This window comes from Aggregicoccus sp. 17bor-14 (assembly GCF_009659535.1).
Classification (GTDB): Bacteria; Myxococcota; Myxococcia; order Myxococcales; family Myxococcaceae; genus Aggregicoccus.
This window is the reverse complement of the sequence record NZ_VJZZ01000008.1, coordinates 116,866-138,412: the sequence shown is the minus strand read 5'-3', so window position 1 is coordinate 138,412 and position 21,547 is coordinate 116,866. Positions and strand designations below refer to the sequence as shown.

Genomic DNA, 21,547 nt, shown 5'->3' with positions numbered 1-21,547 from the left:
CCGCCTGGCTGCCAACGGGCCACTACCCGGTCAGCAGCTCGTCCGCCGTGAAGAGGCCGGTGTCGGACTGCGTCGCACCGGGTGCGCGGGTGCCCTCCGGGCTGAAGCCGAAGTAGCGGAACATGCGGGCCTGGTGCCCGGCGAGCCCGCGCAGCTGCACGGGGCGCGCCTCCAGGTCGCGGGTGAGCACCGCCACGGCGGTGTCCTTGAAGTCGCGCACGAGGCTGAAGTCCACCACCACCTCGCGGCCCTCGGCGCCGCCGAGCGACTCGCGCAGCTGCTGCGCGGTACGCCCGTCCAGCGTGCCCTCCAGGCGCAGCATCACGCGCCCTGCCTGGATCTCCCTGTGAATCTGCAGCCCCATGGTGTCTCCCTCTGTCGCCAGGTCCCGAGTCCGCCGGGCCTGCATGCGGCCCCCCAAACAGCCGGGGCATGCAGACTTGTTCCGCTCCCGCCGAACCACTGCGGGAGGCACCATGGGCATGGAGGGAGAAACCGTTCAGCCACAGAGGGTAAACTTTTGCTCCGGTGTCCTGAAGCGGGCGTGCGGGATGTCCGCTAGCGCTCAGCCGTTGGAGTCGTCCGTTGCCTTCTCGGCACGAAGGGTGAGCTCCGACTCCTGCTTCGCCTTCAGCTTGCGGAACTCGGCGACCACCTTCTTGGGGTAACCCGCCAGGAAGCGCTTGCGCGCGTCCGGCTTGGCCAGGATGCGCTTGGCGAGCGCGGGGCCCGCGTTGTAGGCGACGAGCGCCTTCTCCACCGAGCCGAAGCGCGCGATGAGCTCGGCCACGTAGGCGGTGCCCAGCTCCACGTTGAGCTCCGAGTCGAAGAGGTTGGTGGGGCGCCCCAGCTTCCAGCCCGCGCGGTCCGCGAGGAAGCTGCCGGTGTCCGGCATGACCTGCATCAGGCCCATCGCGCCCACGCCCGAGACCGCGTAGTTGTTGAAGGAGCTCTCGCAGCGGATGATCGCGACCACCAGCATGGGGTCCACGCCGTTGCGCTTCGCCTCGCGCACGATCGCCACCGCGAGCCGCTTCTGCTGGCGCGCCGGCAGCCCGGACTGCGCGACCGCCTGGAGCACCCCGAGCCGCTCCGCCTCGCCCAGGTGGTCCGCCTCCTCCAGCTGCGCCACCTTCTGCTGCAGGCTCTGCACCTGGGCCTCGCGCTCCGCGAGCTTGGCGCGCAGCTGCAGCAGCTCGGTGCTCTCCATCTGGTGCTGCTGCGGCGTCTGCCCCTCGTAGCCGAGCACCACCGAGGTCGTTCCCAGTACTGCCGCCACAGCAAGCCCCGCCGCCCAGTTCCGCATCGCCGTCTTCCTCCCCGCGCTCCGCCCCGTGCGAAGCGCCCCGTGCACCATGTGGCGGCAGCGCTAAGCAGCTGCCATGCCAAGCGGAGAAAACCCTTTCCCCATCTGATCCGCGAAAGTGCCCTGCGTGGGGCGAGCGGAATCTTTTTCCGATGGAGGGCAAACGAATGTCCACTGGGGGCTGGTGTCCTTACCTGCAGTTGGCGCCCTTGCGCCCGCTCCCTAGCTTTGCGCCCGTGCCGGACTGACGAGAGGGCCGCAGCCTCCTGCGACCCGGGTCCGGTCAGAAGGGAAGCGCGCGCGTGTACTGGACCATCACGGTGATCCTCCTCGTCCTCTGGGCCGTCGGCCTCATCACCGGCTCCACCGAGGGCCACTGGGTGCACCTCTTCCTCCTCTTCTCCCTGGCGAGCCTCGTGCTCGCGCTGATGAGCCGGGGCCGCCGTCCGCTCGCGGGGGCGGGGACGGGGGCCTCCGGACGCGCGCGTCCGTGAAGCTGGAGCTGAGGCCGGACGCCTCGGGCTTCGTGCGCCGCGAGTGCCCGCGCTGCCGGCGCCACTTCAAGACGCGGCCCAGCCCGTCCGACGCGGGGGTGCTGCAGCGCGCGCTGTGCGCGCTCTCTCCGTTCGAGGTGGAGGAGCGCAGCGCGAGCGGGGACGCGCACGGCGCATGCGCGCCCGAGCGCAGCTGCCTCTACTGCGGCCACCGCGCCGGCGCGGAGGCGTGGCTCACCGAGGAGCAGCAGGCGCACCTCGAGGCGCTCGCGCGAGCGTGGGGAGATCACGTGCGCTACGAGCAGCTCGCGCACGTGGCGCGCACGCTCGCGCAGAACCCGCGCCCGACGTTCATCGCCGTGCCGCCCGCGGAGCTGCCCGGGCCGATGCCCGCCGAGCCCGACGACATGCGCGTGCTGCCGCTGCTGTGCTGCGGCGAGGACGTGAAGGCCCTGTGGGACTGGGACGAGCCCCTGTTCTGCCCGCGCTGCGGTGCGCGCCACTCGGGCGTCGCCGGGCGCTCGCGCGTGGAGCTGCAGTTCATCGAGGAGTAGCAGCGCCGAGTAGCAGCGCCGCGCAACACCCCTGTTGAAAGGCGCGCGCAGCGTCCATAGCTTGGCTGACGGGGCTCCTGCGCGCGCACATGGGCAGGACGGGGACGGGGAAAGGGGCAGGCCCGATGGGTGCGAGGCATACCCGCCTGGCGGCGGCGCTGGCGGCAGCATGGGAGTCGGAGGTGGTGTCGGCGCGGCGCATGACGGCGCTCGCCGAGCGCGTGGAGGAGCCGCGCAGCCGCGCCCGGCTGATGGTGCTCGCGGCCTTCTGCCGCGCCCACGCCTCGCGGCTGCTCGCCCGGCTGGCGGCGCTGGGGCGTGGGCCGCTCCCGGTGCCCCCGCTGGACGTGGACCCCTGCGGTGAGCTGGTGCTCGAGCTGCGGCGCGAGGCCGCGTTCGCGCGCACCTCCGCGCTGCGCTACGAGACGGTGGCCGAGATGGCGCGCACGCACGCGGACCTCTCGAGCGCCTGGGTGTGCGAGCTCAACCGCACCGAGGAGCTGGACCGCGCCCGCGAGCTGTTCGCGCTGGTGGCCGGGCCGCTCGCGCGCGGGGGCAGCGCCGCGGCGGCCGCGCCCGAGCCCGTGGCGGCCGCTCCCGAGGGAGGCTGACAGGCAGGCGCGCTCTGGGGTTGAATCCGCCCCCATGGCCAAGGCGGAGCGCTACGACGATCTCATCTTCCAGCTCGGAGACCTCGCGCGCGACCGGCTCGCGGGACGCCCCGGCTGCCCGCCGCCCATCTCCAGCTCGATGGACCGCGTGTACCGCGCCGAGGCCGCCGTGGTGGCGCGGCGCGAGGAGCTCGCCGCGCTCGAGGCCCGCCTCAACGAGGCAGACGCCGCGCACGAGGCCTTCCAGGAGGCGGCCGCCCAGGAGCGCAGCAGCCTGCAGGCCACGGTGAAGCGCTGGAAGCGCGCGGTGGACGCCATCGACGGGAGGGTGCGCGAGCTGCGCAAGCGCCTGTCCACGCGCCGCGCCGAGCTGCGCTACGCGAAGGAGGGGCTCGCGAAGCTCGAGGCGCGCCACGCGGACCTGGAGCTCACCACCCAGGACGAGGCGAAGCTCGCGGTGAGCCGCGACAACCTCAAGAAGCAGCGGCTCGCCCAGATGCGCCAGGCGCGCGAGCTGGAGGACCTGGAGTACGAGCTCGCCCAGGCGCTCACACCCAAGCCCGGCCAGCCCGGCGCGGAGGGCATCCTCGCCCACAAGCGGCTCATCGAGCTGGAGGACGAGGAGCAGGCGCGCAAGGAGGCGTTCGACGCCCGGATGGCGCAGCTCGACCAGGCAATCGCGGCGAAGGAGGGGGAGACGCAGGCGGCGGAGGATTTTCTCGATCAATCCCTGTTCCTGCTGGGCGAGGACGTGTATGCCTCGCGTGTCCCGGACGCGGCGCTCGCCGCGCTCTACCCCCGGCTCGACCGCGCTGGTTGATCCCCAGGGACGCACGCCCCGGGGCGCCCTCCATTCAGGGCGCTTGACGTGGGGGGTACAGCTGCTACATTGCGCCGCTTCCCGCCGCCCGTGGGGCGTTTGACGGGCCAAGTTGTTGTAATTATTGAATTTTTCGCGCCACGGGCGCTCGCAGTGAGGACGACGTGAAGGGTCTCATTGGCAAGAAGATCGGCATGACCCAGGTGTTCAACGACGAGGGCAACCTCGTTCCGGTGACCGTGATCGACGTCACCACCTGCCAGGTCGTGGGCAAGCGTACCCCGGAGAAGGACGCGTACTCGGCGGTGACGCTGGGCTACGGGGAGATCCGCGAGAAGAGCCTGAGCAAGGCTCAGATCGGCTCCTTCAAGAAGGCCAACGCCGCTCCGCGCCGCCACGTGCGCGAGTTCCGCGTGAGCGCCGAGGAGGCCGCGGGCTTCAACGTCGGTGAGGCGGTCAAGGCGGACATGTTCGCCAAGGGCCAGCTCGTGGACGTGACCGGCGTGACCAAGGGCCGCGGCTTCGCGGGCGTCATGAAGCGCTGGAACTTCAAGGGCTCGCAGACCAAGACCCACGGTACGCACGAGTACCAGCGTCACCCGGGCGCCATCGGCCAGCGCAAGACGCCCGGCCGCGTGTACCCGAACAAGAAGATGCCCGGTCACTACGGCGTGGAGCAGGTCACCACCCAGAACCTCACCGTGGTGGACGTGGACGCCGAGAAGGGCCTGCTGCTCGTGAAGGGCGCGGTCGCCGGCCACAACAACGCCATCGTCTACATCCGCCCCAGCGTGAAGGTCGCCCTGCGCGCCCAGCACGCCGCGGCCCGCGGCTAGTCCGCAGCCTCTACTCCGGGCGCTCCCCGCGCCCGGGTGATGTGCACGCCCCGCTCCGGCTCCTCCCTGAGGATCCGGGCGGGGCGTTCGCTTTTGCGGGCTCGGGGCGCGCGAAGTGTCCGCCGCTGCAAACGTTGGCGAGTGGGCGCGAAAAGCGGCGGGGGCGCGCAAAGGCCGCGTGCTACGGACGGTCTCACCTTGCCCACGGGGCAGGGGATGCCCAGATGGATGCGCCACGGAGGGTCGCCTGCGCACCAGCGCGCCGCCGCCTCTTCCACGCACAGACCGGTCGCACCCCCGCAGCTCGCGAGCCGCACCGCGCCTGACTCTATGAATGCACGCCTCCTTGCCGTCCTCAGCTCGCTCACCCTCTGCCTCGCGGCCAGCCGCGCCGAGGCGCAGCAGGACGCGGTCCTCGAGAACGTCGTCGTCCGCAACCGCCTCTTCTCGGTGAAGAACCGGCTCGAGGCCTCGGTGAGCGCGGGCGCCAACGTGACCACGCGCCTCACCGCGCACTACGTCTTCGACGCGGGGCTCGCCTACAACCTGCTCGAGTCGCTCGCCATCGAGGGGCGCGCCGGCTACGCGGCGAGCCGCCACACCGGGCTCGCGGACTCGGTGGCCGAGCAGTACCTCTCGCAGCGCAGCGAGAACACCCAGGCCGTGGACGAGCTCTCGGACCTCTGGGAGATGGGCGCGCACGTGGTGGGCGGGCTGCGCTGGGCGCCGGTGTACGGCAAGCTCTCGCTGCTCGAGGAGCTGCCCGTGCACTTCCAGAGCTACCTGTGGCTGGGCGGCGGCATGGCGCGCCTGAGCCGCGAGTCGCTGCTGGTCTGCACCCAGGTGGTCGACCGCGCGCGCGGCATCTGTGACAACCGCACGGTGCCGGAGGACCGCTCCAGCGCCACCGAGACCTACTGGGCCAAGGACTCGCGCACCGCGCCGGTGGTGAGCGCCGCGTGGGGCCTGCGCTTCTTCGTCGGGCAGCACCACGGCGTGCGGCTCGAGCTGCGCGACTGGGTGTTCCGCGACAGCTACCGCGTGAACCTGGAGCGCGCCCTCTACGAGGCGGGCCAGGAGACCGGCACCTTCGAGCCGCACCCGGGGCTGCAGCACATCGTGCAGTTCGACCTCGGCTACACCTTCCTCTTCTGACCCTGCCTATGCGATCGCTCCTGATCCTCGCGCTCCTTCCCGCCGCCGCGCACGCCCAGGTCGCCCGCGCGGCCGAGCCCTCTGCCGCCCCTGCGGCGCAGCTCGCCCCGGCCGCGCCGGCCGCCCAAGAGCCCCGCGCGCTCGGCACCGCCGTGCCCGAGCAGACCCCCGCGAAGAAGCCCGCCACGCCCCCCGCGGACGCGGCGCAGGCCGCGCCGTCCGATGACCCGGACGCCGCGACCCAGGGCGCGCCACCCGCCGAGCCGGACGCCCCGGCGGCGCAGGCCTCCGATGCTCCGACCTCGGACGCCGCATCGGGTGACCCGCTGCAGGGCGAGGCCATCGAGGACCCGGCCTCCCAGCGGCTGGTGAGCGGCGCGCCGCTCTACAACCCCAACGTGGCCGTGCACGTGGTGCAGAAGAAGCGCTTCGCGGACGCGGGCAAGCACGAGCTCGCGCTCTTTCCCGCCGTGGTGCAGGTGAACGGCAAGTACACCACCCACGCGGGCAGCGCGGCGCAGTACATCTACCACCTGCAGGAGAACCTCGCGCTGCAGCTGTCCGGGCAGTACCACTGGCGCACCGCCGAGACGGCCTTCGTGGACGAGCTGCGCGACAAGGCGGCGGCGTCCGGGCTCGCGGCGAGCTCGCTGCTGCTCAAGTGGGGCGCCACCGCGGGCGTGGAGGTCACGCCCTTCTACGGCAAGTTCGCATTCTACGACGGCATCCTGGGCCAGTTCAGCCTGGTGCTCAGCGGCGGCGCGGGCATCGGCTCCACCGAGGTGCTGCTGCGCCCCGAGGTGGACCGCGAGGTGGACGGCGGCACCGTGCACGACCCGGCGCGCTACGCGGACACGGGCCAGCGCTTCCTGGGCACCGTGGGCGGCGGCTTCCGCGTGCAGCTGGGCAAGCGCTTCGCGCTGCGGCTCGAGGCGCGCGACCTCGTCTACACCGCGCGCGTGGACCGCGTGAACGGCTGCAACCTCGCGGACATCACTACGATGTCCGAGGCGAACCGCAACGGCACCGACTTCGGCAGCCTGCAGCTGAGCGGCAGCTGCAAGCGCGAGGAGTTCGACGGGACGCAGTCCGGCACCGACAAGAACCTGCGCGAGGATCTGCCGCTCGCCCAGGACCTCATCGCCGAGCCCTCCAGCGACGTGCTCAACGTCGTGAGCTTCTACGCCGGCTTCTCCATCCTCTTCTAGGGGGCACGCCATGAACCGACTGCTCGCCCTGACCCTCTCGCTCTGTGCCCTCGCAGCGCTCGCGCCCACGCCGGCGCTCGCGCAGCAGGAAGCCGCCACCCTGCAGCGCGCGCTGGCGCTCTACGACGCCGGCAACGACGAGGCTGCGGCCCCGCTGCTCTACGACGTCGCCGCGCAGACGGCGGACGTCGCCTCCGCGCAGAAGGCCCAGCTGTACCTCGCGCAGAGCTTCGCGCGCCACCGCCTGCCGGTGAGCGCGCTGCTCGGCTTCGCCTCCATCGTGAACCAGGGCCCCTCGCACCCCTTCCAGCTGGAGGCGGTGGAGGGGCTGGTGCAGATGCAGGCGCTGCTGGACGAGCAGAACCTGGTGCCCAACGTGCTCGCGCAGGCCTACACCGAGGACGCGAAGGACCGCTGGGTGAAGCTCAAGCCGGACACGCTCGCGCGCATCAACTACCTGGTGGCCTCCATCCACCAGCGCCGCGGCCAGTTCGAGCAGGCGCGCGCGCTGCTCGAGGCGGTGCCCCAGGGCAGCCGCGTGTTCGCCAAGAGCCGCTACCTGCTGGGCGTGGTGCTCGCGGACCCGCGCTTCCCCGGCCGCCCCGGTGAGAAGGAGGCGCTGGACAAAGCCGCGCTCGCCGCGTTCCAGAGCGTGGTGGACGTGAAGGACCCGAAGCAGCAGGACGGGCAGCGCACGCGCGAGCTCGCGCTGCTGGGCCTGGGCCGCCTGCACTACGGCCGCGGCGAGTACGCCGAGGCCAGCCGCGCCTACGAGGCGGTGCCGCGCTACAGCACCTACTGGGACCAGGCGCTCTTCGAGAACGGCTTCGCGCGCTTCCAGAACGAGGACTTCGGCGGCGCGCTGGGCAGCCTGCAGGCGCTGCACGCCCCGCAGTTCGCCGGCGCCTTCCAGCCCGAGTCGTGGATCCTCAAGGCCACCGTCTACTACTACAGCTGCCTCTTCGACGAGTCGAAGACCGCGCTCGCCGCCTTCGAGCAGCTCTACGAGCCGATGCTCACGCAGATCAAGCCGCTGCTCGGCGACGACACCCAGCCCACCGCCGTGTTCGACCTCGTCTCCGGCGCGGACACCAAGCGCCTGCCGCGGCCGGTGTACCTGTGGATCCGCAACAACGAGCGCGTGCAGGGCGTGATCCGCACGCTGGGGCAGATCGACGCCGAGAAGCGCGCCTTCTCCAACGTGGGCGCCTGGCGCGGCAGCCGCATGGCGCCCGAGTCCGTGGCCGCTCTGGATGCGAACCGCACCACGCTGCAGCAGGTGGGCGGCACGCTCGCCAAGAGCCGCCTGAAGGAGGCCGCGGACAACCTGCGCACCTTCGGCGACCAGACGGAGATCATCCGCGTGCAGACCGCGCTGGACGAGAAGGACCTGCTCGCCCAGGGCGTGGACCAGAAGAAGCTGCTCACGCGCCAGTCGCTCTACCGCCCGAAGATCCCGGGCGCGGACTGGAACTACTGGAAGTTCCAGGGCGAGTTCTGGATCGACGAGATCGGCTACTACCAGTACACGCTCAAGCGCGGCTGCCCCGCGCGCGCGCAGGAGTAGGCGCTCCAGGGGCCTCGCAGCCCTGTGCAGTACCCGACGCACCGCCGTCCCGGACAGGCATCCCGGGGCTGCGGTGCGTTCGTGCGTTCAGTGCAGGAAGTCCCCCGCGCACGGTGGGCAAAATCTTGCCCCTCGCGTCGGCCGTAGCACTTCTCAGACCGGGGGGGCGCTCTTAGCTTCTGGCGTCATTTCAGAGCAGGAGCTCGCATGAAGGCGGTCCTTCGGTTCGGTGCCCTGGCAGTGGGCGTTGCGCTCGCGGCAGGGGGGGTGGGGGAGGCGGAGGCGCAGCAGCGGCGGGCGAAGAAGCCCGCGGCGGCGGCGGCCAAGGAGAGCGCGGCCAAGGAGACCGCGAGCAAGCCTGCGAAGGCGAAGGCGCCGAAGGCGCCAGCCGTGCCCGAGGCGCCCGAGCGCCAGGGCCCCGCGCGCATGGTGAGCAACACCAAGTTCGGGGAGATCCCGCGCATCGAGGACGCGAAGCGCGGCGCGCTCGCGGACCGCAAGCGCGACGAGGCCATCGAAGGGCTCAAGCGCCTGGTGGCGAAGCTCGAGCCGGGCAGCCCCGCGCGCGCGGCGATGATCTACCACCTCTCCGAGCTGTACCTGGAGAAGTCCAAGTACCTCTACAGCCTGGAGATGGCGAAGCAGAAGGAGGCCGAGAAGGCCTACGACGCGGCCGTCGCCCGCGGCGACAAGGGCGAGGCGCCCCAGGCGGATCACCGCGGCAGCGAGCGCTACCGCGCCGAGACGATGAAGCTCTACGAGCAGCTGCTCACCGAGTTCCCGGACTACGAGCGCCGCGACGAGGTGCTCTTCGCCGTGGGCTACAACCTGGAGGAGCTCAACCGGCGCGACGAGTCGGTGAAGCGCTACCAGACGCTGATCCAGGAGTTCCCCCAGTCGGAGTTCACGCCGCACGCGTACATCCAGCTGGGCAACTACTACTTCGACAAGAACAAGCTCACCGAGGCGCGGGAGAACTTCCTCAAGGCGCGCGAGTCGAAGACCCCGATGATCTACGCCTACGCGGTCTACAAGCTCGCGTGGTGCGACTACAACTCGGGTGAGCTCGAGGCCGGCCTCAAGAAGCTCTACGAGGTCGTGGACTACGCGGACTCGCCCGAGCACAACCTCGCCAACCTGCGCACCGAGGCGCTCAACGATCTCACGGTCTTCTACGTGCAGATGAACCGCCCGGACGAGGCGCTCAGCTACTTCCGCCAGAAGGCGCCGGAGAAGAAGCGCAACCGGCTGCTCGCCAAGACGGCCGGGGGGCTCGCGGACGAGGGCGGCCACTTCGACAGCGCGATCAAGATCTACCGGGTGCTGATCCAGGAGTCCCCCATGGGACCGGACGCGCCCGAGTTCCAGCAGGCCATCGTCAAGGCGCACGAGGGGCTGCGCCAGCGCGCCCAGGTGCGCACCGAGATGAAGAAGATGGTCGACCTCTACCGCCCCGGCGGCGAGTGGTGGAAGGCCAACGAGGGCCAGGCCCCCGTGCTGCGCAACGCCTTCAGCGTGACGGAAGAGGCGATGCGCACCATGGTGACCGAGTACCACCAGGAGGCGCAGAAGACGCGCCAGGTGGAGACCTACCGGCTCGCCCGCGACATCTACAAGCAGTACGTGGACGCCTTCGCCAGCAGCGAGAACCCCGAGTACGTCGCGGACAGCGCCTTCAACCTGCGCTTCTTCTACGCCGAGATCCTCTGGGCGCTCGAGGAGTGGGACCACGCCGCCGAGGCCTACGACCAGGTGGTGGCCTTCAAGATCCCGGACCGCGAGAGCGCGAAGGAGGCCAGCAACGAGAGCTACCGGGAGAAGGCCGCCTACGCCGCCGTGCTCGCCTACGACAAGCTCGTGAAGATCGAGCGCGGTGAGCTCGCCAAGAGCAACCTCAAGGACGGCGAGAAGGTCAACGAGCGCAAGGACAAGGGGGACATGGAGAAGCAGGGCCGCCTGGTCAAGCGCGACGCGAAGCAGGTGGAGGAGCAGCCCCTGAGCAAGTTCGAGCAGAAGCTCGTGGCCGCCTGCGACACGTACAACCGCCTCTACCCGAACAACAAGGACGAGATCGACCTGCGCTACCAGGCCGCGGTCATCCTCTACGATCGCAACCACTTCGTGGACGCGGCGCGCCGCTTCGGGGAGATCATCGAGAAGTTCCCCGAGGAGAAGCGCAGCCAGGACGCCGCCGACCTCACCATGTACGTGCTCGAGACCCGCCAGGAGTGGGGCGAGCTCAACGCGCTCAGCCGCAAGTTCCTCGCGAACAAGAAGCTGACCCGCAACAACCCGGACTTCGCCAAGCGCGTGGCCTCGGTGGTGGAGGGCAGCCAGTACAAGTGGGTGCACGAGGTGGTGTACCTGAAGGAGAAGAACCCGGCGAAGGCCGCGGACGAGTTCCTCAAGTTCGTCGCCGAGTTCCCCAAGAGCGAGAACGCCGACCGCGCGCTCACCAGCGCCATGGTCATCTTCCAGGAGGCGAACCAGCTGGACCGCGGCGTGTCCGCCGGCGAGCAGCTGCTGCGCGACCACCCGAAGAGCCCCTACGCGCTGCAGGCCCGCTACACGCTCGCGCAGTTCTACGAGAAGACCGCCGAGTTCAAGAAGTCCGCCGCCATGTACGAGGCCTTCGTCGCCGCCTACGACGCCGCGGTGAAGGAGCAGGCGGAGAGCAAGCAGAAGGGCAAGGACGCGAAGCCCGCCGCGGACGACGCGCTCGCGCAGAAGAAGGCCGAGCAGGCCCAGGTGCGCAAGAGCGAGCTCGCCAAGGCCGAGAAGTGGGTGGCGGACGCCGTCTTCAACGCCGGCCTCTGGTGGGAGGGCGTGGGCGAGTCCGGCAAGGCGATCAGCGCCTACAACACGTACCTCTCGCGCTTCAAGGACCGCAAGGACGTGCCGGAGATCGCCTACAACATCGCGCTCGTCCACGAGAAGGACAAGAAGTGGGGCGAGGCGGCGCGCGCCTTCGAGCGCTTCGCCGAGACCTACGCGCACGACCCGCGCACCACGCCGGGCAAGGTGTACGTGGCGAAGTACCGCCAGATGCTCGCCCTGCGCCAGGGCCGCAACCTGCCGGACGCCGAGCGCGTGCAGGGGGAGCTGGTGCGCGGCTGGGCCCGCCTCAGCGCGGACGCCCGCAAGGACGTGAGCGTGCTGGACGCCTACGCCCACGCGCGCTTCCTCGCCGTGGAGCCCGAGTGGAAGACCTTCACGGACATCAAGCTCAACCGCGTGGCCACGCTCAAGCGCGACCTGCTCGCCAAGCAGCGCGAGATGCAGCGGCTGGAGAAGGCCTACATCGACGTGCTCAACACCGGCGCCGGTGAGTGGGCCATCGCCTCGCTCACCCGTATCGGGCTCGCGTACGCGGACTTCGCCCGCAACATCGTCGAGTCGCCGGACCCCAAGGGCCTGGACGAGGAGCAGACCGAGCTCTACCGCACCGAGCTGGAGAACCTCTCGATGCCGCTCGAGGAGAAGGCCCAGGAGGCGCTCGACAAGGGGCTGTCCAAGGCCTACGAGCTCGCCCTCTACGACGAGTGGACGCTCGCCGCGCAGGAGCAGATGAACAAGTACCAGCCGGGCCGCTACGCCCGGGTGCGCGAGGTGCCGTACCGCGGCAGCGAGTTCTTCGCCACCGCCGGCGTGGAGAAGCAGCCGGACGAGGCCGCCACCGGCTCCGCCAAGGCCGAGCCCGTGCCCGCGGCCGCGCCCGCCGCGGCGCCTGTGCCGCCCAAGCCCACGGACGGCAGCAGCACGCCGTCCGCCGCGCAGCAGCCCGCGCCCACGGCGCTCCTCGAGGAGGCCCGCTGATGCGCTCCCGCACTCACACCCTCTCTGCTCCGACGTCCCTGCCGACCATGCGAATCGCCCGCACGCTGACCACCGCCGCGCTCGCCTTCACCTCTGCCTGCGCGAGCGCGCCGAAGACCCGTCCCGAGCCGCTCGCGGCTGCGCCCAGGACCGCCGCGCCCGCGCCGGTCGCCGCGCAGCCCCAGACGCCCGCGGCGCCCGCCAAGGCGGCCTCCACCGAGGACGCCGCGCACGCGCGCTTCGCCGAGGCGCTCGCCGCCTTCGACAAGGGCGAGTGGGACGCGGCGAAGAAGGGCTTCCAGCAGGTGCTGGAGAAGGTGCCCGGCAGCGTGAACGCCCAGTACAACCTGGGCGTCGTCGCCGAGCGCCAGGGCAACCTCGCGGAGGCCGAGAAGGCCTACCTCGCCGCGCGCAAGCTCAACCCCGGCCATACGCCCACGCTGCTCAACCTGGGCAAGGTGTACCGGCAGCAGGAGAAGTTCGACGAGGCCATCGCGCTCTACGAGGAGGTGCTCAAGGCGCCCGGCCGCGAGCACGACGTGGCCCTGCTCAACAACCTCACCGTGGCGTACCGGCTCGCGCGCAAGTTCGACCGCGCCGAGGCCACCGCGCGCCTGGTGCTCGCGCGCTCCAAGGACAACGCCGAGGCGTACAAGAACCTCTCGCTCATCTACTACGACCAGGGGCAGTACCGTCTCGCCGAGTTCATCAGCGCGAACGCGCGCAAGCTCGATGAGAAGGACCCGGGCGTCTACAACAACCTGGGGATGATCTACCTGAAGATGAACGAGCGCCCGCGCGCGCTCGCTCAGTTCCAGAAGGCCGTCTCGCTCGACGAGAACTTCGCCCCGGGCTACCTGAACATCGGCGCGATGGCGCTCGCGTACCGCGACTACGAGGGTGCCGAGAAGGCCTTCGCCCGCGCGGTGGCGCTCGATGGCACCAGCTACGAGAGCTACCTGTACTACGGCTACGCGCTGGACGGGCAGCGCACGCGCGACCCCAAGAAGGGGCTCGCCGCGGGCGAGGCCTTCGAGAAGGTGCTCGCGATGCGCGAGAACCAGCCGGACGCCGTCTGCGGCGCGGGCTGGGCCTACTCCGTGGACCGCGCCGGCTGGGACAAGGCGCTGCGCTACCTCGAGCAGTGCCGCCAGCTGCCCGGCACGCGGCCCGAGGATCAGCAGTCCATCGAGTCCAAGATCAAGGGCATCCAGACGATGCAGAAGGCGCCGCCGCCCAAGGCTCCCGAGGCCGCCAAGGCCCCGAAGGCCGACGACGCCAAGAAGGACGGCGCCCAGGCGCCCACGGAGGGCAGCTCCGGCAGCTCCGTCGTGGACAAGGTGACCGACCAGGCGGCGCAGCAGGAGGGCGTGGACCCGAATGCGCCGCGCCCCGAGGCGGCCCCTGCGGCGTCTCCCGAGAGCGCCGCTCCCGAGGGCGCGCCTGCGGACGGCAGCGCGCCGCCGAGCGAGGCCGGGGGCGCCCCCGCGCAGCAGGCGCCGGCCACTGCTCCTCAGGCTGCAGCGGCCGGAGCGCAGCAGGCGCCGCAGGCTGCCGCGACGCAGGCCTCGCCGGCCGCTGCTCAGCCGGCCGCACCGGCTCCTGCGCCTGCGCAGTAGCCGGGCGCTGATCCGCGGAGGGGGTGTGTGAAAGCCCCTTCCACCGGCCCCGGTAAAAGTTTCTCCACTCCGGTGGGGAGGGGCTGGCGCGAAGCAAGGAAGTCCTTAGGTTTCAGGGGCTTGGGAGTGGTTCGCGGTGTGCAAGGAGCGCGGGGGCGGTTCGGGCGCGCTCGGCACCGGTGACGGAGGCGGCAATGCGGATTCGGGCAGCAGCGATGGCGGTGGTGATGCTGGCGGGCGCGGGTGCCGCGCTCGCGCAGGACCGGGTGAAGGTGATCCAGGAAGAGGACAAGACGGTCTTCAAGAAGAAGACGGTCATCGACTTCACCGACGTGGCGGTCGAGGGCGAGCTGACGAAGCCCGAGGGCTCGTACGTGCTCAACCGCAAGAAGACCAATTTCAAGAGCCTCATCAAGGTGCGCGACAACTTCAACCCTGAGCTGCAGAAGTCGGTCGACAACCTGTAGGCGCAGCGAAGTTCGGGAGCAGAGGTCTGGGGATGGATGGGCGGGAGGGAAGGAACTTCATGGCGGCGGCGAAGAAGAACGGTTTGACGCTTCGGATCACGGGACCGGATGGCTCCACTCAGGAGACCGTGGCGGATTCCGAGAGCATCCTGGTGGGGTCGGGTGCCGCGGCAGCGGTGAAGATCCAGGACCCCCGGGTCTCCAATCTCCACCTGATGCTGAAGGTGGACCCGAGCGGCGCGGTCACCGCGATCGATCTCGGCAGCGAGAGCGGGACGCAGGTGAAGGGCCAGCGGCTCCTCATCCCGATGGCGCTCGCCTCCGGCGACGTGCTCACGGTGGGTGGCTCGCAGGTCACCGTGCTCTTCGGTGAGCCGGTGCCCCAGCTGGTGCCTGCGCCCGTGCCCGTGGCCGCTCACGTCGCGGCTCCGAGCGGGGTCTCGAGCCCGGCGCCGCTGCAGGAGCTCACGCTGCCTCGCGCGATGCCCGCGCCCGCACCGGTGCGCATGCACGCGGCGCCCGTGAACGCCGCGCGCCCCGTGGTCAACCCGCCCGTGCCGGTGGTGAACCCGCCCGCGCCGGCGAACCGCCCGGTGGTCAGCGCGCCTCCGAACCTGCGCGCCCGCGCCTCCGTGCAGCCAGTGAAGCCGGTGGCCCTGCAGCAGCAGCGCGCTGCCGCGCCGTTCCGGCCTGCGCGCCCGCCGCACCTGCAGGATCCGCTGCCCGCGGACGCCCAGCCCACCGCGGCCGAGAAGGTGCTGCAGGTGGCGCTCTTCTGGGGCGACCAGATGATGGGCGTGGAGCACTACCGCGACGACGTGCAGGTGAAGGTCGGCGAGGGCAAGCTCAACGACTTCCACGTCTTCGCCCCCGAGCTGGGCAAGAGCTTCCCGCTCGCCATCAGCCGTGCGGACAAGCTCGAGCTGCGCGTGCCCGCCGGCACCGGCATCATCCTCACGCAGCACGGGAACGTGCGCTCCAAGGAGAGCCTGCGCTCGGCCGGGCAGCTCAGCGTGGCGGAGAACCAGGAGGTGCTCACGCTCGGCCTGAACGACCGCGCCGAGGTCGCCTTCGGCAACGTCACCTTCGTGGTGCGCTACGTGCGGCCCAGCCCGCTCGTCATCGCCAAGAGCGCGAAGGAGCGCGACTACACCTTCTTCAAGATCGCGAGCGTGTGCCTGCTCGGCCTCGGCGCCTTCATCACGGCCATCTTCCTCAGCCCGCGCTCCGAGACGCGCACCGCCGAGGACGATGCCGCGACCCAGGCGATGGTGGCCAAGTTCATCGTGACCAAGAAGCCGGAGCCGCCCAAGCCCCAGAAGCTCTCGGGTGCGGAGGAGGGTGCGAAGGCCGAGAAGGAGGAGGGCAAGTTCGGCAAGGAGGAGGCCAAGAAGGCCGAGGCCGATCCCTCCAAGGCGGGCGCCCCCGTGGTCCAGAAGGACAAGAAGGAACTGGACCGCAAGAAGGTCGCCAGCGCCGGTCTGCTCGGCGCGCTCAAGGGCAAGAACGGCGCGGTCTCGGACGTGTTCGGTCCGGGCGGCCTCGGCTCCGGCATCAACAACGCGCTGGGCGGCGTGAAGGGCGGCGCCGGCATGGGTGATGCGCAGGGCGTGGGCGGGCTCGGCTCTCGCGGCACCGGCGTGGGTGGCGGCGGCACGGCCATCGGCCTCGGCGGCCTGGGCACCCAGGGCACCGGCCGCGGCACGGGCGGCGGCGGCATCGACCTGGGCGGCCGCGGCAAGGACATCACCAAGATCATCCCCGGCAAGACGACCGTGGTGGGCGGCCTCGACAAGGACGTCATCCAGAAGGTCATCCGGCAGCACCAGAACGAGATCAAGTACTGCTACGAGTCCGAGCTGAACAAGCAGCCGGACCTGAAGGGCAAGGTCGCGGTCGCCTTCACCATCGACCCCATGGGTGGAGTGAGCGAGGCGGACGTCACCGAGACCACGCTGGGCAGCAGCGCCGCCGAGCAGTGCATGCTCAGCCGCATCCGCCGCTGGAAGTTCCCCGAGCCCAAGGGCGGCGGCACGGTGGCCGTCACCTACCCGTGGATCTTCTCGCCCGCTGGCAGCTAGTGCCGCGTGCGCTGATCGCCTGACCCCAAGTGGCGTGGACCCGACGGTCCACGCCACTTTTGTTTCCAGCCTCCGTTGCCGCGTGCGACGGGGCATCCCTATCGTCCGGGCGCTCGTGATCGCGTCCCACTCTCGCGTGGAGGCTCTGTGCTGAAGTCGCTCCCTGCTGCGGCCCTGGCGGTCGCTCTCGTCGCCGCACCCGCTGCCCAGGCGGCCACGCCCCCGGAGGGCGTGCCCCTGTCCGTGCGCCGCGGCTTCTACACCGAGACGAACGTGGGCGTGTTCTGGACCATGGGGGGCGAGAACCACTACTCCAACGGTCAACCCTACCTGCAGCTGGGCGTGGGCTACGACCTGGGAGAGCGCATCTCGGTGGGCGCCCACTTCGGCCTGGGCTCCTCCGCCGCCAACTGCTTCGGCGGCACCGTCGAGGGGGCGCCGGGCACCTGCGCCCGCGCGGACAACTTCACCGTGATGTTCGGGGACGCCACGGTGGCCTACAACTTCCTGCTCGCCGAGCGGCTCTACCTCGCGCCCAAGGTGGCCGCGGGCATCACCCGCCTGGACCCGTCCCCGCGCCTGGACCAGCCGGCGGACAGCACCACCAACGCCTTCAACCTGGGCGCGGGCGTGGGGCTCGAGTACGCGACCTCGATGGATCACTTCAGCGTCGGCGCGGACCTGCTGGTGCGCTACGTCATCGGGCCCAACATCCCCACCTTCGCGCTGTTCCCGCGGGTGAAGTACACGTTCTAGCGGGCCGGCTCGCACAGCCCGCAAAAGGGAAGGGCGGAAGGATCCGGTGGATCCTCCCGCCCTTCGGCGTTTCAGGCCGCTGCGCCCGCGGCGACTACTCGCCGGCGGCGAGCATCTCGCGCTTGCGGTCGCGCTCGTCGCGGTAGCGCTCGTTGAAGCTGAGCGACTTCTTGCGCATGCGGATGGACTTCGGGGTCACCTCGATGAGCTCGTCGGCGGCGATCCACTCGAGCGCCTTCTCCAGGCCCATCTCGCGCGGCGGAACGAGCAGCACGTTCTCGTCGCGGCCGGCGGCGCGGATGTTGGTGAGCTTCTTCTCGCGGCAGCAGTTGACGTTGAGGTCCGAGGGGTGGGCGTTCTCGCCGATGATCATGCCCTCGTACACCTGCACCTGCGCGCCCACGAAGAGGAAGCCGCGCTCCTGGATGCTGAAGAGCGCGTAGGGCACGGTCTCGCCGAGGCGGTCGCTCACGATCGCGCCGTTCTTGCGCTTCGGGATGTGGCCGAACCAGGGCTCGTAGCCGTCGAACTGGCTGCTCATGATGCCCTCACCGCGGGTGATGGTGAGGAACTCCGAGCGGAAGCCCACGAGGCCGCGCGCGGGGATGCGGAACTGCAGGCGGGTGCGGCCCGAACCCAGGGTGGACATGTCCACCATGCGGCCCTTGCGGGGCCCGAGGCGCTCGGTCACGGCGCCGACGCTGCCCTCGGGCACGTCGCACACCATCATCTCCATGGGCTCGTGGACGACGCCGTCCACCTCCTTGGTCACCGGCTCGGGGTTCGAGGCGGTGAGCTCGTAGCCCTCGCGGCGCATGTTCTCGATGATCACCGCGAGCGCGAGCTCGCCGCGGCCGATGACGCGGAAGGCGTCCGGGGTCTCGGTGTCCTCCACGCGCACGGCCACGTTGCGGTAGGCCTCGCGGTAGAGGCGCTCGCGCAGGTTGCGGGAGGTCACGTACTTGCCCTCCTTGCCCGCGAGCGGACCGTCGTTGACCTTGAAGATCATCATCATCGTGGGCTCGTCCACCACGATGCGGGGCAGGGCGACCGGGTTCTCCGCGGCGCAGATGGTGTCGCCGATGGACACGTCCTCGATGCCCGCGATGGAGACGATCTCCCCGGGGCCCGCGTCCGGGATCTCGGTGCGCTTGAGGCCCTGGAAGCCGTAGAGCTTCACGATCTTGCCCTGCTCCACCTTGCCACCCTCGCGCACGATGGAGACGGGGGTGTTGGGCGTGATGCGGCCGGCCTGCACGCGGCCCACCGCGAGGCGGCCCACGTAGTCGTCGTAATCCAGGTTCGCCACCAGCAGCTGCAGGTCCGGGTGCTCGGACGCAGGCGGGGGCGGCATGTGGTTGATGATCGCCTCGAAGAGCGGGGCGAGCGTCTCACCCTTCACGTCCAGCTTCGTGCTGGCCTGGCCCTGGCGCGCGACCGTGTAGAGCACGGGGAACTCGAGCTGCTTGTCGTCCGCGCCCAGGTCGATGAAGAGCGAGTACACCAGGTCGAGCACCTCGGGCGCGCGCGCGTCCGAGCGGTCGATCTTGTTGATCACGAGGATGGTCTTCAGGCCCATCGCCAGCGCCTTGGAGAGCACGAAGCGGGTCTGGGGCAGGGGGCCCTCGGCCGCGTCCACCAGGAGGACCACGCCGTCCACCAGGCGCAGGCCGCGCTCCACCTCACCGCCGAAGTCCGCGTGGCCCGGGGTGTCGATGATGTTGATCTGCTTGCCCTGGTACGAGACGGCGGTGTTCTTCGCGAGGATCGTGATGCCCTTCTCGCGCTCGAGGTCGTTCGAGTCCATGACCCGCTCGGTCATCGCCTCGTTGCTGCGGAAGATGCCCGCCTGGCGGAGCATGTGATCGACGAGGGTGGTCTTGCCGTGGTCGACGTGCGCGACGATGGCGATGTTGCGGATGTTTTCGCGGGGGATCATCTGAGGCCGATTCTGAAAAAGGTATGGGTGCCGCAGGGCGGCCGCTGAGGTCTTGGAACCCCAGTGGAACGCCGAAGGCGGGGGCTTATATGCCGCAGGCAGGCCGGCTGCAACGAACGCAGTCGTCGGCTGACCAGGCGGGCGTCCAGCCGCCGCTTCCGGACGCTCCCTCAGCGCGCCCGCGAGGCCCTGCGGCGGCGCCGCGGCTTCGGGGCGAAGGCGTGCTCCTGGAGGAAGCGCTCGAGCCGCATCTCGATGGCCCGCGGGTGCTCCAGCGGGGCAGTGTGCGTGCCCCCGCTCAGCAGGAACAGCTCCGCGCCCGGAATGGCCTCGGCCATGCGGCGACTGAGCCAGGCGGGGGTGAAGGTGTCCTGCTCGCCACCCACCACCAGCGTGGGCACGTCCACCGCGGGCAGGTGGTCCTCCGCCGTGTGCGCCGCGAGCGACTCCAGCGTGCGCACGAAGACGACCGGGTCCATGCACGCGAGGTGCGCGAAGTAGGGCGCCATGTCGTCTTCGGTCAGCACCTTCCCGTTCACCTCGAAGGTGAGCGCCACGCGCGCGGCGAGCCGGCTGCTCGCCACCGCGTGCACCACCTTCGCCGCGGGGCCGGGGAAGCGCTCCACGGCGCTGCGGATATAGGGGAAGGCGCGTTTGAGGTAGGTGCTGTCGTGGAAGGTGTCGAGCGGGTTGCCGTAGCTGCCGCACATCAGCACCAGCCCGCTCACGCGCTCGGGGTGGCGGCGGTGGAACTCGAGCGCCACCTGCACGCCCATGGAGTGGCCGAAGAGCAGGCCGCGCTCGATGCCGCCCGCGTCCATCACCCGCGCCAAATCGTCGCAGTGGAAGTCCATCCCCACGCGCGTCGGGTCGGGCGGAACGCTCGAGCGCCCGTGGCCGCGGTAGTGCCAGCGCAGCACGCGGTGCCGCGCCGCGAGGAAGGGGGCGAGGTGCTTCCAGGCGAAGCCGTCGCAGCCCAGCCCGTCGCACAGCACGAAGGGCGAGCCCGGGTCGTCGGCCTCGGGGCCCTCGACGCGGTAGAAGAGCGTGGTGCCGTCGGGCACCTTGAGGAAGGCGCTGCTCATCTGGGGACGGTTAACAGCGAGGCGGCCGGATCGCTCGGCGCCTCCTCCCAGGCGAAGGCCTCCACGCTGCGGCTGCGGCCGGCCACGCGCACCGGGCCCAGCGCGCGCAAGGGCGCGGGCGCATCCAGCGCCGCGCTCACGTCCGCGGAGAGGATGACCTCCACCTTCACCTCGTTCGTCAGGGACTCGAGCCGCCGCGCGATGCTGACCACGTCGCCGACCAGCGCGTACTGCAGGAGGCCCTCCGCGCCCATGTCGCCCGCGACGAGCCGGCCGCGGTGCAGCCCCACGCCCACGGAGAGCGGGAGGTCCTCGGAGATGGCGAGCGCGCGCACGTGGCGCACGAGCGCCGCTGCCGCGTGCAGCGCCGCGCGCGCATCGCCCGGCGCGGGCTCGGGCGCGCCGAACACCGCGAGCACCCCGTCTCCCGTCACCTCGAGCAGCGAGCCCCCGTCCTCGTGGATCGCCGCGGCCAGCAGCGTGCGCAGCCGGCGCATCAGCCGGATGACCTCGTCCGGCTCGCGCTCGCCCGCCCACGCGGAGAGCCCGCGCAGCTCGGCGAAGAGCACCGTGGCCTCGAGCCGGGTGCCCTCCGCCGCGAGCAGCGAGGGCTCGCGCGCCACCCGCAGCGCGCCCGCGCCCGGCAGCACGCGGGCCAGCGCCGTCTGGGCCGCCGCGCGCCGCACCAGCCGCGCGAGCCCGAAGGCACACGCCCCCGCGAGCGCGACGGCGACGAGGCAGGCCGTGCGGCCCGTGCCCGGGTGCAGCCGCACGTAGGCGAGCAGCGCCGCGCCCCCCGCGAGCGTGCAGAGCAGGGCGAGCAGGGCGCTCGCGCGCAGGCCCGCGGAGGCCACCACCAGCACGGCTCCCGCGACGAGCGAGACCAGCACCAGCGGCTCGACGTCCAGGCCCGGAGGCGCCGCGCGGGCGAGCAGCAGGTGCGCTCCCGCGAGCGCGGCCAGGTCCGCGAAGGGGGCGACCCAGCCCGTGGCGCGCGGCAGCGCCTGGCCGCGCACGCTGCGCACCGCCGGCACGAAGGCGCTCAGCGCGCAGGTGAGCAGCGTGAGCCCGGCGAGTGCGAGGGCGCCGCGCGAGAGCTCCGCGCGGGGGGCGAGCAGCGCGAGCGCCGGGAGCGCGAGCAGGTACGCGAGCGCGCGCACGCGGGAGAGGAGGTCCTCGGCGAGCGCCGGGACGAGGGAGACGGCGTACATGGGAGGGGCTTTCACGGCGATG

At 71.1% G+C, this 21,547-nt stretch carries 18 protein-coding genes; 13 read left to right on the top strand and 5 right to left on the bottom strand.

The genetic code is table 11. The features are described 5' to 3' along the window. Nucleotides 1–22: 22 nt before the first annotated feature. Nucleotides 23–364 (bottom strand): STAS domain-containing protein, encoded by a 342-nt coding sequence (locus FGE12_RS16705; protein ID WP_194797952.1) that lies wholly within the window; start codon nucleotides 362–364, stop codon nucleotides 23–25. A 201-nt stretch (nucleotides 365–565) separates the two neighbouring features. Then, the gene (locus FGE12_RS16700; protein ID WP_153867480.1) at nucleotides 566–1,306 is read right to left on the bottom strand and encodes a lytic transglycosylase domain-containing protein; all 741 of its coding nucleotides are present in this window, start codon (nucleotides 1,304–1,306) and stop codon (nucleotides 566–568) included. Between the two features lie 302 nt (nucleotides 1,307–1,608). Between FGE12_RS16700 and FGE12_RS16695 the strand changes: the two genes are divergently transcribed. From FGE12_RS16695 to cglE, 13 genes are all read left to right on the top strand, one after another. Further along, a complete protein-coding gene (locus FGE12_RS16695; protein WP_194797951.1) occupies nucleotides 1,609–1,800 on the top strand; it encodes a lmo0937 family membrane protein in 192 nt (63 codons plus the stop codon). Further along, nucleotides 1,797–2,354: a hypothetical protein gene (locus FGE12_RS16690; RefSeq protein ID WP_194797950.1), complete on the top strand. Its 558-nt coding sequence runs from the start codon at nucleotides 1,797–1,799 to the stop codon at nucleotides 2,352–2,354. The genes FGE12_RS16695 and FGE12_RS16690 overlap by 4 nt, the downstream gene beginning before the upstream one ends. 125 nt (nucleotides 2,355–2,479) lie before the next feature. Then, nucleotides 2,480–2,965, top strand: a complete 486-nt coding sequence (locus tag FGE12_RS16685) for a hypothetical protein (RefSeq protein WP_153867478.1) — start codon at nucleotides 2,480–2,482, stop codon at nucleotides 2,963–2,965. Between the two features lie 34 nt (nucleotides 2,966–2,999). After that, nucleotides 3,000–3,785: a hypothetical protein gene (locus FGE12_RS16680; protein WP_153867477.1), complete on the top strand. Its 786-nt coding sequence runs from the start codon at nucleotides 3,000–3,002 to the stop codon at nucleotides 3,783–3,785. Nucleotides 3,786–3,979: 194 nt separating this feature from the next. Then, complete coding sequence (gene rplC, locus FGE12_RS16675; protein ID WP_153867664.1) at nucleotides 3,980–4,621, top strand: 50S ribosomal protein L3; 642 nt, start codon at nucleotides 3,980–3,982, stop codon at nucleotides 4,619–4,621. A gap of 330 nt (nucleotides 4,622–4,951) precedes the next feature. Then, complete coding sequence (locus FGE12_RS16670; protein WP_153867476.1) at nucleotides 4,952–5,776, top strand: outer membrane beta-barrel domain-containing protein; 825 nt, start codon at nucleotides 4,952–4,954, stop codon at nucleotides 5,774–5,776. Nucleotides 5,777–5,784: 8 nt separating this feature from the next. Continuing rightward, complete coding sequence (locus FGE12_RS16665) at nucleotides 5,785–6,984, top strand: outer membrane beta-barrel domain-containing protein (RefSeq protein ID WP_153867475.1); 1,200 nt, start codon at nucleotides 5,785–5,787, stop codon at nucleotides 6,982–6,984. Between the two features lie 10 nt (nucleotides 6,985–6,994). Continuing rightward, entirely contained in the window at nucleotides 6,995–8,551 is a 1,557-nt protein-coding gene (locus FGE12_RS16660; protein ID WP_153867474.1) for a tetratricopeptide repeat protein, read from the top strand. Nucleotides 8,552–8,758: 207 nt separating this feature from the next. Next, nucleotides 8,759–12,367 carry a tetratricopeptide repeat protein gene (locus tag FGE12_RS16655; protein ID WP_153867473.1) on the top strand — a complete coding sequence of 1,203 codons (3,609 nt, stop codon included), beginning with the start codon at nucleotides 8,759–8,761 and terminating at the stop codon, nucleotides 12,365–12,367. Then, complete coding sequence (locus FGE12_RS16650; protein WP_228530857.1) at nucleotides 12,367–13,986, top strand: tetratricopeptide repeat protein; 1,620 nt, start codon at nucleotides 12,367–12,369, stop codon at nucleotides 13,984–13,986. The genes FGE12_RS16655 and FGE12_RS16650 overlap by 1 nt, the downstream gene beginning before the upstream one ends. A gap of 194 nt (nucleotides 13,987–14,180) precedes the next feature. Next, nucleotides 14,181–14,453 (top strand): hypothetical protein, encoded by a 273-nt coding sequence (locus FGE12_RS16645; RefSeq protein ID WP_153867472.1) that lies wholly within the window; start codon nucleotides 14,181–14,183, stop codon nucleotides 14,451–14,453. A 128-nt stretch (nucleotides 14,454–14,581) separates the two neighbouring features. Next, the gene (locus tag FGE12_RS16640; RefSeq protein ID WP_370459028.1) at nucleotides 14,582–16,534 is read left to right on the top strand and encodes a TonB family protein; all 1,953 of its coding nucleotides are present in this window, start codon (nucleotides 14,582–14,584) and stop codon (nucleotides 16,532–16,534) included. A 147-nt stretch (nucleotides 16,535–16,681) separates the two neighbouring features. Beyond that, complete coding sequence (gene cglE, locus FGE12_RS16635) at nucleotides 16,682–17,290, top strand: adventurous gliding motility protein CglE (RefSeq protein ID WP_194797948.1); 609 nt, start codon at nucleotides 16,682–16,684, stop codon at nucleotides 17,288–17,290. 94 nt (nucleotides 17,291–17,384) lie between these two features. On the opposite strand, the gene typA is transcribed toward cglE, so the two are convergent. The 3 genes from typA to FGE12_RS16620 form a co-directional block, all read right to left on the bottom strand. Further along, complete coding sequence (gene typA, locus FGE12_RS16630; RefSeq protein ID WP_153867470.1) at nucleotides 17,385–19,229, bottom strand: translational GTPase TypA; 1,845 nt, start codon at nucleotides 19,227–19,229, stop codon at nucleotides 17,385–17,387. Nucleotides 19,230–19,399: 170 nt separating this feature from the next. Further along, nucleotides 19,400–20,314, bottom strand: a complete 915-nt coding sequence (locus FGE12_RS16625) for an alpha/beta fold hydrolase (protein ID WP_153867469.1) — start codon at nucleotides 20,312–20,314, stop codon at nucleotides 19,400–19,402. Beyond that, nucleotides 20,311–21,525, bottom strand: coding sequence for an adenylate/guanylate cyclase domain-containing protein (locus FGE12_RS16620; protein WP_153867468.1), 1,215 nt, complete (start codon nucleotides 21,523–21,525; stop codon nucleotides 20,311–20,313). The genes FGE12_RS16625 and FGE12_RS16620 overlap by 4 nt, the downstream gene beginning before the upstream one ends. Nucleotides 21,526–21,547 lie beyond the last annotated feature (22 nt).